Source organism: Sphingobium quisquiliarum P25 (assembly GCF_000445065.1).
Taxonomy (GTDB): domain Bacteria; phylum Pseudomonadota; class Alphaproteobacteria; order Sphingomonadales; family Sphingomonadaceae; genus Sphingobium; species Sphingobium quisquiliarum.
The window spans coordinates 1-13336 of record NZ_ATHO01000001.1 but is presented as its reverse complement, the minus strand read 5'-3'; the positions used below and the strand labels follow the sequence as shown (position 1 = coordinate 13336).

General features: G+C 65.5%; 12 protein-coding genes. All 12 read left to right on the top strand.

The window, feature by feature from the left end:
* The first annotated feature begins 118 nt into the window (after window positions 1-118).
* A complete protein-coding gene (locus L288_RS22520) occupies window positions 119-1504 on the top strand; it encodes a UDP-N-acetylmuramoyl-tripeptide--D-alanyl-D-alanine ligase (RefSeq protein ID WP_021236360.1) in 1386 nt (461 codons plus the stop codon).
* Between the two features lie 7 nt (window positions 1505-1511).
* Window positions 1512-2585: a phospho-N-acetylmuramoyl-pentapeptide-transferase gene (gene mraY, locus L288_RS22515; protein WP_021236359.1), complete on the top strand. Its 1074-nt coding sequence runs from the start codon at window positions 1512-1514 to the stop codon at window positions 2583-2585.
* A 5-nt stretch (window positions 2586-2590) separates the two neighbouring features.
* Window positions 2591-3907 carry a UDP-N-acetylmuramoyl-L-alanine--D-glutamate ligase gene (gene murD / locus L288_RS22510; RefSeq protein WP_021236358.1) on the top strand — a complete coding sequence of 439 codons (1317 nt, stop codon included), beginning with the start codon at window positions 2591-2593 and terminating at the stop codon, window positions 3905-3907.
* 31 nt (window positions 3908-3938) lie between these two features.
* Window positions 3939-5141 carry an FtsW/RodA/SpoVE family cell cycle protein gene (locus L288_RS22505; protein WP_021236357.1) on the top strand — a complete coding sequence of 401 codons (1203 nt, stop codon included), beginning with the start codon at window positions 3939-3941 and terminating at the stop codon, window positions 5139-5141.
* The gene (gene murG / locus L288_RS22500; protein WP_030539650.1) at window positions 5138-6304 is read left to right on the top strand and encodes an undecaprenyldiphospho-muramoylpentapeptide beta-N-acetylglucosaminyltransferase; all 1167 of its coding nucleotides are present in this window, start codon (window positions 5138-5140) and stop codon (window positions 6302-6304) included. The genes L288_RS22505 and murG overlap by 4 nt, the downstream gene beginning before the upstream one ends.
* Window positions 6305-6368: 64 nt before the next feature.
* Window positions 6369-7790: a UDP-N-acetylmuramate--L-alanine ligase gene (murC, locus tag L288_RS22495; protein ID WP_021236355.1), complete on the top strand. Its 1422-nt coding sequence runs from the start codon at window positions 6369-6371 to the stop codon at window positions 7788-7790.
* Window positions 7790-7987 carry a hypothetical protein gene (locus L288_RS22490; protein WP_021236354.1) on the top strand — a complete coding sequence of 66 codons (198 nt, stop codon included), beginning with the start codon at window positions 7790-7792 and terminating at the stop codon, window positions 7985-7987. The genes murC and L288_RS22490 overlap by 1 nt, the downstream gene beginning before the upstream one ends.
* Window positions 7984-8886 (top strand): UDP-N-acetylmuramate dehydrogenase, encoded by a 903-nt coding sequence (murB, locus tag L288_RS22485; RefSeq protein ID WP_021236353.1) that lies wholly within the window; start codon window positions 7984-7986, stop codon window positions 8884-8886. The genes L288_RS22490 and murB overlap by 4 nt, the downstream gene beginning before the upstream one ends.
* Before the next feature lie 112 nt (window positions 8887-8998).
* A complete protein-coding gene (locus L288_RS22480) occupies window positions 8999-9940 on the top strand; it encodes a D-alanine--D-alanine ligase (RefSeq protein ID WP_021236352.1) in 942 nt (313 codons plus the stop codon).
* Window positions 9933-10889, top strand: coding sequence for a cell division protein FtsQ/DivIB (locus L288_RS22475; RefSeq protein WP_021236351.1), 957 nt, complete (start codon window positions 9933-9935; stop codon window positions 10887-10889). Before L288_RS22480 ends, L288_RS22475 begins: the two co-directional genes overlap by 8 nt.
* A 4-nt stretch (window positions 10890-10893) precedes the next feature.
* Window positions 10894-12180, top strand: a complete 1287-nt coding sequence (gene ftsA / locus L288_RS22470; RefSeq protein WP_021236350.1) for a cell division protein FtsA — start codon at window positions 10894-10896, stop codon at window positions 12178-12180.
* 109 nt (window positions 12181-12289) lie between these two features.
* A partial coding sequence (ftsZ, locus tag L288_RS22465; protein ID WP_021236349.1) for a cell division protein FtsZ occupies window positions 12290-13336 on the top strand: 1047 nt, incomplete at its 3' end.

Below are 13336 nucleotides of genomic sequence, written 5' to 3'. Positions count from 1 at the left end.
GCCAGGCGGGCGCGGACGATATCGTCCTGCTGGCTGGCAAGGGCCATGAACAGGGCCAGATCATCGGCGACCGCGTATTGCCATTTGACGACGTGACGGTGGCGCGGGAGTGCGCGGGTTGAGCGCGCTTTGGACCTCCCAGGAGATCGCGCAAGCCACGGGGGGCGTCGCTTCGGCGCCCTTCGCTGTTTCGGGCGTCGCGTTCGACAGCCGGGAAGTGACGGACGGAGACCTGTTCGTCGCGATGAAGGGCGAAGTGACGGACGGCCATCATTTCATCGGCAAGGCGTTCGACCAAGGCGCCACCGGCGCGATCGTCAGCGAACCGATAGATCAGCCGCATGTGCTGGTGAAGGACAGCGCCGCCGCGCTGGAAGCGCTGGGACGGGCCTCGCGCAGCCGGATGCGGGGGAAGGTCGCGGGCGTCACCGGATCGGTCGGCAAGACGGGGACGAAGGAAGCGCTGTTCCACGCGCTCGACCGCATCTGTCCTGGCGAAGTGCATCGTTCGGTCAAGAGCTACAATAATCATGTCGGCGTGCCGCTCAGCCTGTCACGCATGCCGCGCGGGTCGGCCTTTGGCGTGTTCGAAATGGGCATGAACCATGCGGGCGAGCTTGCGGAACTGACGCGGCAGGTGCGCCCCCATGTCGCGATCGTCACCGCAATCGCGCCCGCGCACATCGAATTTTTCGGCACCGAGGCAGCGATCGCGCAGGCCAAGGCGGAAATCTTCGAAGGGCTGGAGCCAGACGGCACGGCGGTCATCCCCTATGACAGTCCGCATGTCGCGATCCTCTACGACAAGGCGGAACAGCATGCCGCGCGCATCCTGACCTTCGGCTTCGATCCAGAGGCGGACGTCCATGTCCGCGACATGGTGCCCGCCGCGAATGGCGGCACGCTGGTGACTGCGGCGCTGCCGGGCGCGGAGCTTTGCTTCACCGTTGGCGCGCCGGGCGAACATTGGGTGTCGAACGCGCTGGCGGTGCTCGCGGCGGTGGAAGCGCTGGGCGGCGACCTGGCCGCCGCTGGCCTAGCCCTTGCCGAAATGCCGGGCCTTCCGGGGCGGGGCGAGCGGAGCATGGTGGCGGCGGGAGAGGGCGAGGCGCTGCTGATCGATGAGAGCTACAACGCCAATCCGCTCAGCATGGCGGCGACGCTGAAGCAACTGGGCCGCGAACAGGCGAGCCGCCGGATCGCCGTGCTGGGCGGCATGCGTGAACTGGGCGATCGCAGCGGCGAATTGCATGCGGGCCTTGCCGAGCCGCTGGCGGCGGCGCAGGTCGACCATGCCATTTTGGTGGGCGCGGAGATGACGCCACTGGCGCAGGCGCTGGCCGGGGTTCTGCCGTTCGATCATGTGGCGGACGCGGCGGAGGCGACTCGCCTCGTCCAGAAGGAATTGCGCGCTGGCGATGCGATCCTGGTCAAGGGATCGAACGGGATCGGCCTGTCCCGCCTGGTCGCCGCGCTGATTGCAGACAAGACTCCGGGGAACTGAACGACCGATGCTTTACTGGCTTGCCCAGACCATGGATTTTGCGGGTGTCTTCAACCTGATCCGCTATCTGAGCTTCCGGGCGGGGGCGGCGATCGCGACGGCGCTGATCATCGGCCTGCTGATCGGGCCGCGCTTCATCGGCTGGCTGCGCGTGCGGCAGGGCAAGGGGCAGCCGATCCGCGACGATGGACCGCAGACCCATCTGGCCAAGCGCGGGACGCCGACCATGGGGGGGCTCATGATCCTGACCTCGATGGTGACGTCGGTGCTGCTGTGGATGGACCTGTCGTCCATCTATGTCTGGGCCTGCCTGTTCGTGACGCTGGGTTTCGGCGCTATCGGCTTCCTTGATGATTACGATAAGGTAACGAAGGCCAGCCACAAGGGGCTTTCGGGCAAGATGCGGCTGGTGCTGGAATTCCTGATCGCCGGGTTCGCCGCCTGGCTGATCGTCAACCAGCATGGCAACACGGCGCTGTACCTGCCCTTCTACAATGGTCCGGCGATCGAGTTGGGGCCGTTCTACTTCCTGTTCGCCGCCTTCGTGATCGTGGCGTTCGGCAATGCGGTGAACCTGACCGATGGGCTGGACGGCCTTGCCACCATGCCCGTCATCATCGCCTGCATGGCGTTCATGGCGATCGTCTATCTGGTGGGGCGCGCGGACTTTGCCGAATATCTGGGCATTCCGCATGTGCCGGGGGCGGGCAACCTGACCATATTGTGCGGCGCGATCATTGGGGCTGGGCTTGCCTTCCTGTGGTTCAACGCGCCGCCCGCCGCCGTCTTCATGGGCGATACCGGCAGTCTGGCGCTAGGCGGGACGATCGGCGTGATCGCTGTGACGGCGCATCATGAGATCGTGCTGGGCGTGATCGGCGGCCTGTTCGTGGTCGAGGCGATGAGCGTCATCATCCAGGTCTTCTTCTACAAGCGGACCGGCAAGCGCGTGTTCCGCATGGCGCCGATCCACCATCATTTCGAACAGCTGGGCTGGGCCGAGCCGACGGTGGTGATCCGATTCTGGATCATCTCCTTCGTGCTGGCGCTCGCCGGTCTTGCCACGTTGAAGCTCAGGTGAGGGGGATGGGCGTCACTTCCTCCGTCTTCGCCGGTAAGCGCTATGCGGTGCTGGGTCTCGCCCGGTCCGGCCTCGCCACGGTAGAGGCTCTGGTGGCGAGCGGCGCGCGCGTGGTCGCCTGGGACAATCGGGACGAAGCGCGGGCGGCCGTCGCCGGCAAGGCGGAGATCGCCGATCCGCTCGATATCGATCTGGCGGGCTTCGACGGGGTGGTGGTGTCGCCGGGCGTGCCGCTCAACAAGCATCCCATCGCCATGCATGCGAAGCTGGCGGGCGTTCCTGTTATTGGCGATATCGAGCTTTTCGCGCTGGCCCGCCCGACGCTGCCCAAGCATAGGGTGGTCGGCATCACCGGCACCAACGGCAAGTCGACGACGACTGCGTTGATCCATCACATCATCGAAACGGCGGGCATCCCGGTCCGCATGGGCGGCAATATCGGGTTGCCGATCCTGGGGCAGGACCCGCTGCCCGAAGGCGGCATCTATGTGCTGGAACTGTCGAGCTATCAGATCGACCTGACCCACAGCCTGGACTGCGATGTGGCGGTATTGCTGAACATCACGCCGGATCATCTGGACCGCTATAACGGCTTTGAAGGCTATGTGGCGTCCAAGGCGCGGCTGTTCGCGATGCAGTCGGCGGGGCATGTCGCGGTGATCGCGACCGAGGATGAGCCGAGCCGGAGAATCGCGCGCGAGTATGAAGCCGTTGAGGTGAAATCGAGCGATATCGACCCGGCCGCGCAAGCGGGCTGGCCTTCGCTCCAGGGGCCTCACAACGCGCAGAACGCCGCCGTCGCCATCGCCGTCGCCCGTGCGCTGGGCATCGATCAGGCGGTGATCGATAAGGGCCTGCAAAGCTATGCCAGCCTGCCGCACCGGATGCAGCGGGTGGGCGAGATCGGCGGCGTACTCTACGTCAATGACAGCAAGGCGACCAATCCGGCCTCCACCGCGCCAGCCCTTGCCGCCTATCCGCCGGTGGACGGGCGTCCCCGGCTGCACTGGATCGTCGGCGGGCTCGCCAAGACGGACAATCTGGACGAGTGCGCGCCCTATTTCGGCAATGTCGCCCATGCCTATACCATCGGTGAAGCGGGCCATATGTTCGCCGATCTGCTGCGCCCGCATATGGCGGTGGACGATAGCGAGATGCTATCGGCCGCCGTCCGCCGCGCGGCGCGGGTGGCGCAGCCGGGGGATGTCGTGCTGCTTTCGCCCGCTTGCGCCAGTTTCGACCAGTTTCGCGATTTCGAGGCCCGGGGCGATGCCTTCGCGGCCGCCGTCGCGGCATTGGAAGAAGGGGGCAGGGACGGTTAGAAGCGGCTGGGGCTAAACAAGGGGCGACGGAATGTTCAGGGCAGGCGAACTGGTGAAGGGGTTTCGGAACCGCACCGTTCCGCGTGAGCGCACGGCATTGGCCATCTGGTTCTGGGAAATCGACCGCGTTCTCCTGTCGCTGATCGTCGCGCTGATGGCGATCGGGCTGGTCGCGGTGGCCGCCGCGTCGCCCGTGGCCGCCATCGACCGGTCGACCAGCACCGTTTCTGTTACTCCGCTCATCTATTTCTATCGCCAGCTCATGTGGGTCTTCATCGGCCTGCCGATCATGCTGGTCATTTCCATGCTGCCGCGTCAGCAGGCGCGGCGGCTGGCCATGTTCCTGTCAGCTTTCTTCATCGTGATGCTGTTGTGCGTCCCGATCCTGGGATCGACGGTGAACGGGGCCAAGCGCTGGATCGACCTGCCGGGGTTCCGTTTCCAGCCTTCGGAGTTTCTGAAGCCCGTCTACGTCGTGACGATCGCCTGGCTGCTGTCGCTGCGGGAAAAGGACGCCAGCCTGCCCGTCATCCGCCTGACCGGGGTGCTGACGGCGCTGATCGCGGCGATCCTGATGAAGCAGCCGGACTTTGGCCAGACCGTCATCTTCCTTGCCTGCTGGAGCTGCCTGCTGCTGCTGTCGGGCGTGTCGATGCGGATCATCGGGGCGCTGGCGGGGCTGGGCCTCGCGGGTCTGGTGGCCATGTATATGTTTTATGAAAATGGCCGTCAGCGCATCAACGACTTCCTTGGCATCGGCGTGGCGCAGGATGTCGGGCCGGACCAGACGGAGCTGGCGTTCCGCACCATCACCCATGGCGGTTTCACCGGCGTGGGGCCGGGCGGCGGGCAGAACAAGTTCCGCCTGCCCGAAGCGCATACCGACTATATTTTCTCGGTGATCGGCGAGGAGTTCGGGCTGCTCGCCTGCATCGGCATCGCCTGCGTCTACCTTGCCATCGTCGTGCGCGTGCTGCTGCGCCTGCTGGACGAGGACGATCATTTCACGATCCTGGCCGCCGCTGGCCTGACGACGCAGTTCGGGCTCCAGGCGATCATCAACATGGGCGTCAATGCGCAGATATTTCCGTCAAAGGGCATGACGCTGCCCTTTATCAGCTACGGCGGCTCCTCTATGCTGGCGCTTTGTATCGGGGTAGGCTTGTTGCTCGCATTCACGCGGCGCAACCCCTTCATGGGCCGGCATACCGTCGTCAAGTGGAGTGGTAGATGAGCATTTCCCGTCACTTCGTCCTTGCCGCAGGCGGGACGGGTGGTCACATGATTCCAGCGCACGCCGTGGCGGAGGAGCTTATGGCGCGGGGCCATCATGTCGCTCTGGTGACGGATGAGCGCGGAGCCAAGATCCCCGGCATCTTCGACAAGGCGCAGGTCCATGTGCTGCCCGCCGGGCGCATGACCAGGGATCCGCGCAGCTGGCCCGGCGCGTTGAAGGCGATCCTGGCCGGGCGTGCCATGGCCCGCCGCCTCAACGAGACGTTCCGGCCCACCGCCGTCGTGGGCTTTGGCGGCTATCCCGCTATGCCCGCGCTGCTGGGCGCGCTGGCCGATGGCATTCCGACGGCGATTCATGAGCAGAATGCGGTGCTCGGCCGGGTCAATCGCCTGCTCGCCCGCCGCGTCGACGCCATCGCAACCGCTTATCCCAATGTCGAGCGGCTCAAGCACAAATATGCAGGCAAGGTGCATCTGGTCGGCAACCCGGTGCGCGAAGAGGTGAAGGCGCTGCGCGAGGAGGAGTTTCCCGCGCTGACCGACGAAAGCGTGTTCCGCGTGCTGGTGATCGGCGGCAGTCAGGGCGCGTCCATTCTGTCCAGCGTCGTGCCCGATGGCCTTGGCATGCTGCCGCTCAGCCTGCGCCGCCGTTTGCAGGTGACGCAGCAATGCCGGGCGGAAGATATTGAGCGGGTCCGCCACCTTTATGCCGATCTGGAAATCCCGGCCGACCTTGCCACCTATTTCAACGATGTGCCCGAAAAGCTCAGCTGGTCGCATCTGGTGATCGCGCGCGCGGGCGCATCGACGCTGGCGGAACTGACCTGCGCTGGCCGTCCCGCCATATTGGTCCCGCTGCCCAGCGCCATGGACGATCACCAGACCGCCAATGCCCGCGAAATGACGGAGGCGGGCGGCGCGCGGACCATTCCGCAGAGCCGCTTCACGGCGGTCGAGCTTGCCAAGCAGATGCAGAAGATGGCGCTGGAGCCCGGCGCGCTCCAGAACGCCGCGAAGCGCGCCCGCGGCTGTGGCCGCCCGGACGCGGCGCGCGACATGGCGGACTTGCTGGAAAGCATCGGCCCGGCCCCGATCATGAACGATCCGCTGCGGGTGGGCCCGGTGCCCGCCAGCCTGAATTTGCAGGGTGTCCCTGCGTGAAGAACAACAACCTCTTCCCGTTCGGGCCCAGGGCGAACGGATTTTTGCACAAGGGATACAAGGCATGAAGGGTGTCGGCACCGACATCGGCACGATCCATTTCATCGGCATCGGCGGCATCGGCATGTCCGGCATCGCCGAGGTGATGCATAATCTGGGCTACAAGGTTCAGGGCAGCGACGTGGCGGAAGGCTATGTCGTCGAAGGGCTGCGCCAGAAGGGCATCCCCGTGATGATCGGCCATAAGGCCGAAAATCTGGGCGATGCGGCCGTGGTCGTCACCTCCACCGCAATCAAGAAGGGCAATCCTGAGGTCGACCTGGCGCTGGAAAAGCGCGTGCCCGTCATCCGCCGCGCGGAGATGCTGGCCGAACTGATGCGCCTCAAGTCCACGGTCGCGATCGCGGGTACGCATGGCAAGACGACGACCACATCCATGGTCGCGGCGCTGCTGGATGCGGGCGGCGTGGACCCGACCGTCATCAACGGCGGCATCATTAACAGCTATGGCTCCAACGCGCGTTTGGGCAAGAGCGACTGGATGGTGGTGGAGGCGGACGAGAGCGACGGCAGTTTCCTGCGGCTCGACGGCACGCTGGCGGTCGTCACCAATATCGATCCCGAACATCTCGACCATTATGGCAGTTTCGACAAGGTGAAGGACGCCTTTGTCGAATTTGTCGAAAATGTGCCCTTTTACGGCGCGGCGATGCTGTGCCTGGATCACCCGGAGGTGCAGGCCATCCTGCCGCGCGTGCAGGACCGCCGCATCGTCACCTATGGTTTTTCCGCGCCTTCCGACATTCGGGGCGAGAATGTCCAGCCGATTCCCGGCGGCAACCGTTTCGACGTCCAGATCCGCGAGCGCGACGGGTCGGTCCGCCGGATCGAGGGCATAGAATTGCCCATGCCCGGCCGTCACAATGTACTGAACGCCATGGCGGCGATCGGCGTGGCGTTGCAGATGGGGATCGACGATGCGACGATCCAGACCGGCTTCGCCAAGTTCGGGGGCGTGAAGCGCCGCTTCACCAAGGTGGGCGAAATTCCCGCGCAGGGGGGCGTCGCCACCGTCATCGACGACTATGGCCACCATCCCGTCGAGATCAAGGCGGCGCTCGCCGCCGCGCGTGAAGGGGCGAAGGGCCGCGTCATCGCCGTGGTGCAGCCGCATCGCTATACCCGGCTGCGCGACCTGATGGACGAGTTCCAGCAGGCCTTCAACGACGCCGACATCGTCTATGCAGCGCCAGTCTATCCGGCGGGCGAGCAGCCGATCGAGGGCGTGGACAGCGCGGAACTGGTCGCCGGACTCAAGCGGCGGGGACATCGCCATGCCGCCACGGTGGAAGGCGCGGACGATCTGGCCCGCGTCATTGCCGCCGATTGCCGGGCCGACGACATGATCATCTGCCTTGGGGCAGGCGACATCACCAAATGGGCGGCGGGCCTTGCCCCGGCGGTGGCGGAAAAGGAAGCGGCCTGATGTTCGAACTGCTCAACGTCGGCCTGGAAATGCAGAAGCGGATGATCGACATCCACATGCAGGGCATCGAAGCGGCGCAGGAACTGGTCGAAACCGCGCAGCAGAATGTCGACGCCAGCCTTGCCGCAACGCCGCTGGGCAATGCAGGCGCCAATGCGGTGAAGGGCTGGATGCGCTTTTGGGGCCTGGGCGGTTGACGCTGGCCGAGACCGCCCTTCCTTCGGTGCGCGGCACGCTGAAGGCCGATGCGCCGCTCGCGCCCCTTGTCTGGTTCAAGGCGGGCGGGGCTGCGCAATGGCTGTTCGAGCCCAAGGACGCGCAGGACCTTGCCGATTTTCTGACGCGGCTCGACCCGTCCGTGCCGGTGATGGCGCTGGGGCTTGGCTCCAACCTCATCGTCCGCGATGGCGGCGTGCCGGGCGTTGTCGTCCGTCTGGGCAAGCCCTTCGCCAAGGTCGAGCAGGCCGATGCCGTCACCCTTCGCTGCGGCGGGGGGGCATCGGGCATTCTCGTGTCCTCGACCGCGCGTGATGCCGGTATCGCCGGGCTGGAGTTTCTGCGATCGATCCCCGGCACGGTCGGCGGCTTCGTGCGGATGAATGGCGGCGCTTATGGGCGCGAAACGCGCGATATATTGGTCGAATGCGATGTGGTGCTCCGCTCCGGCGAGCAGGTGACTCTGGCTGCCGATGCGCTGGGCTACAGCTACCGCCACAGCAGCCTGCCCGAAGGGGCGGTGGTGGTGAGCGCGCTGTTCCGGGGCGCCGCTGGCGATCCTGCCGCGATCCAGGCGGAGATGGACCGCATCGCCGCCGCGCGTGAAGAAAGTCAGCCGCTGCGCAGCAAGACCGGCGGTTCGACCTTCAAGAACCCGGCAGGGCACAAGGCCTGGGCGCTGGTGGATGAGGCGGGCTGCCGCGGGCTGCGGCTGGGCGGCGCGCAAGTGTCGGAAAAGCACACCAACTTCCTGCTTAATCTGGGCGATGCCACCAGCGCCGATATCGAAGCGCTGGGCGAGGAAGTCCGCCGCCGGGTGAAGGCGAAGAGTGGCGTTGAGCTTGAATGGGAAATTCAGCGGGTGGGGCTGACGAAGTGAGTAACCTGCTCAAATCTCCTCGCTCTGCCGGGCGGAGCGAAGCACTTCACTTCGTTCAGCGCAGGGCTTCGACTTCGCTCGGCCCGAACGGTATATTCATGGAGATGCTGAAATGACGCGCGGTCCCTGGCATGTCGCCGTTCTGATGGGCGGCTGGTCGGCGGAGCGGCCCGTATCGCTGATGAGCGGGGAGGGCGTTGCGAAGGCGCTGGAATCGCGCGGGCACAAGGTCACGCGGATCGACATGGATCGCGGCGTGGCGCAGCGCCTTGCCGAGGTCAGGCCCGATGTCGTGTTCAATGCGCTCCATGGCGTCCCTGGCGAGGATGGCACGGTGCAGGGCATGATGGACCTGATGGGCCTTACCTACACCCATTCGGGGCTCGCAACATCGGTGATCGCAATCGACAAGCAACTGACCAAGCAGGCGCTGGTGCCGCATGGCATTCCGATGCCCGGCGGTCACATAGTGGAGAGCGCCAGCCTGTTCGATCGCGATCCGCTGCCGCGCCCCTATGTCGTGAAGCCGGTCAATGAAGGGAGTTCCGTCGGCGTCGCCATCGTGACGCAGGAGGGCAATTACGGGTTTCCCATAGGCCGCGATGTCGAAGGGCCCTGGCAGCATTTCGACCAGTTGCTCGCCGAACCCTATATTCGCGGACGGGAACTGACGACCGCCGTTCTGGGTGATGAGGCGCTGCTGGTGACGGAGCTGCGCCCCAAGAGCGGCTTCTATGACTTCGATGCCAAATATACCGACGGCATGACCGAGCATGTCTGCCCCGCCGATATTCCGGCCGAGATTGGAGAGGCATGCAAGGCGATCGCGCTGCGCGCGCATCAGTTGCTGGGATGCAGGGGCGCGTCGCGGTCTGATTTCCGCTGGGACGACAGCCAGGGCGTGGAAGGGCTGTTCCTGCTGGAGGTGAACACCCAGCCGGGGATGACTCTGCTCAGCCTTGTGCCCGAACAGGCGGCGAAGCTGGGCATCGAATATGCGGAACTGGTCGAACGGATCGTCGAGGACGCGTTGAAGGGGGCAGGGCATGGCTGAGGCACGCATCCGGCGTGGCGGAACGGCGCGGCTGACGCGCACCGCCTCCATGGGCGGACGCAATGGCGGCGGGCGAGGGAAACCAGGCAAGCGGCGTAGCTGGGCCGGGCGCATGGTCCATGCCCTGCCGGTCAGCGAAGACACGTTGCAGCGCATGGCAAGCTGGGCGATCGTGGGCATTGTGGTTGCGGCCATCGCCGGGATCGCCGTGCTGTCGGGCGTTCCCGCCATGGCCGGGCAGAAGGCCGCGGAGATCGCCGCCAATGCCGGTTTCGAGGTTCAGAAGGTCGAGGTGCGCGGCGTCGAGCGGATGGACGAGCTGCCGGTCTACAATATCGCGCTGGGCCAGGTGGACCGTTCCATGCTCTCGCTCGACCTGCCCAAGGTGCGGGCGGAGATGATGCGGCTTGGCTGGGTCAAGGATGCGCGCATTTCCCGCCGCCTGCCCGATACGCTGGTGGTCGATATCGTGGAGCGGGACCCGGTCGCCGTATGGCAGCATGATGGCCAGTTGCACCTGATCGACGTGCAGGGCGTGGTGCTGCAATCCGTGTCGCCAAGCGCCATGCCCGACCTGCCGCTGGTCGTGGGGCCGAGCGCCAACCGCCAGACGGCGGGGCTCAACAAGCTGATGGAAAATGCGCCCGCGCTCAAGCCGATGCTTGCCGGGGCGACATGGGTCGGGAACCGCCGCTGGGACCTGCGCTTTCAGTCGGGGGAAACGCTTTCCCTGCCGGAAGGAGACAGGGCCTCTGCCACCGCGCTGGTCAATTTCGCCCGCATGGACGGGGTCAACCGCCTGCTGGGACGCGGTATCGTGAAATTCGACATGCGCGATCCCGACCGTTTCGTCCTGCGCCTGCCGCAGGATCAGGCGCGGGAGAAGCCTGCCGCGCAGGGTGCTGCCAAGGCTGACGCTGATCCAGAGCCTATCGGCGAGGAGGGCTGACCCCATGCCCCAGCCCAAGGTCGAAAAGCTCGTCACCGCGATCGACATCGGATCGTGGAAGGTGTCGGCGCTCATCGCCGGGCGAACCGAGACGGGCGAACTCGCGATTTTGGGCACGGGTCAGAGGGAAAGCCGGGGCGTGCGCCGCGGCTTCATCGCCGACATGGAGCGCACCGAACTCGCCGTGCGCGAAACGGTGGAGCAGGCCGAACGTGTCGCTGGCACCAATATCGAGGATGTGTGGGTCAGCTTTTCGGGCGGCAGCCTGGTCAGCGACGTCGTCACGGTCGAGCGCGACATGGGCGGCTATCGCATCGAGCAGGCCGATATAGACGATCTGCTGACCACGGGGCAGCAGGGCATCGACCCCGATGGCCGCGTGGTGCTGCATGCGCAGCCGACCTGCTTCACCATCAACGGCCGTGTGCCGGTGAAGAAGCCGCTGGGCATGCATGCCGACCTGCTGGGCGTCGATATCCATGTCGTGCTGGCGGACGGTGCGCCGCTCGCCAATCTCGACCTGTGCGTGCGGGGCGCCTATCTGAACGTCAACAGCATCGTCGCCTCGCCCATCGCGACGGGGCTCGCCTGCCTGTCGGAGGAGGAGAGGGACCTGGGCGTCGCGCTGGTGGAGATGGGCGCTGGCGTCACCAACGTGTCCCTCTATGCGGGCGGCATGCTGGTGGGGCTGCACAGCATCCCGATCGGCGCTTCGGACATCACGGACGACATCGCCTCCGCCTTCGGCATCCGCCGCAGCCAGGCGGAGCGTATCAAATGCTTCTACGGCTCCGCAATGCAGAACCGCCGCGACTTTCGCGAGATGATCGAGATCGCGCCGCCGCATGGCGATGTTGCGCTTCCGGGGCAGAATGCCGGGCCGAATGCCGATGGGGGCAAGATAACGCGCGCCGCGCTGGTCGCGGTGATTTGCGAGCGGTTGAACCAGTTGATGACGGAGATCAATGCGGCGCTCGCTGGCATGGGCTTCAACACGCCGACCGGACGGCAAGTGGTGCTGACGGGCGGGGGCGCGGAAATGAAGGGCATCGCCGATTATGCGCAGGGCGCGCTGGGCCGCGCGGTGCGGATCGGACGGCCGCGCGGACTTGCTGCCATGCCCGAAGCGCATAGCGGCCCGGCCTTCGCCACGCTGGCCGGACTTGCGCTTTACGGCGCTTCGAACCCGGTTGACCTTAGGACGATAGCATCCGCGCCACAGACCGTGCACCGTATCGGCGCGCCGCAATGGTGGCAGCGTATGGTAAGAGCCATAAAGACCAACTATTGAATAATCCGAAGCAGAACGAATTTTACTGGTGAAATACGCTATTTTCTGTTGCATTAACCTTCGATGACAGTTTCGCTCATGTCGCCGGAGCTGGAGGGAGCTAGAATTTATGAGCATTGAGATCAGCCCACCGCATGTGGATGAGTTGAAGCCACGCATCGCGGTGATCGGCGTGGGCGGCGCGGGCGGCAACGCCATCGCGAACATGATCGCCGCGTCGGTCGAGGGCGTGGATTTCATCGTCGCGAACACGGATGCGCAGGCGCTGAACGCCTCGCCCGCAGAGCGGCGCATCCAGCTTGGCCCGCAGATCACCGAAGGGCTGGGCGCGGGATCGCGTCCCGAAATCGGCAAGGCGGCGGCGGAAGAGACGATCGCTTCGGTCGAACAGGCGCTGGAAGGCGCGCATATGTGCTTCATCGCGGCGGGCATGGGCGGCGGCACCGGCACCGGCGCTGCGCCCGTCATCGCCAAGGCCGCGCGCGACAAGGGCATATTGACCGTCGGCGTCGTGACGAAGCCTTTCACCTTCGAAGGCAACCGCCGCATGAAGTCGGCGGAATCGGGCATCGAGGAACTGCAAAAGCATGTCGATACCCTCATCGTCATCCCCAACCAGAATCTGTTCCTGATCGCGAACCCCAACACCACCTTCAAGGAAGCCTTCCAGATGGCTGACGAGGTGTTGCAGCAGGGCGTCCGCGGCATCACCGACCTGATGGTCATGCCGGGCCTCATCAACCTCGACTTCGCTGACGTCCGCTCGGTGATGGGTGAAATGGGCAAGGCGATGATGGGCACCGGCGAAGCCGAAGGCGACGGCCGCGCGCTCCAGGCGGCGGAGAAGGCGATCGCCAACCCGCTGCTCGACGGCGTGTCGATGCGCGGCGCGAAGGGCGTCATCGTTTCCATCGTCGGCGGCGACGACATGCGCCTGATGGAAGTGGATGAAGCGGCCAATCATATCCGCGAACTTGTCGACCCGGATGCGAACATCATCTGGGGTTCGGCCTTCAATGACGGCCTCAACGGCAAGATCCGCGTGTCGGTTGTCGCTACCGGCATCGACAGCGAAGTAACCGCTGGCGCTGCTCCGCTGACCCAGCCGTTCAGCTTCGCCAGCCGCCCGGCCGTAGCCGTTCCGAGCGCCGCCGCA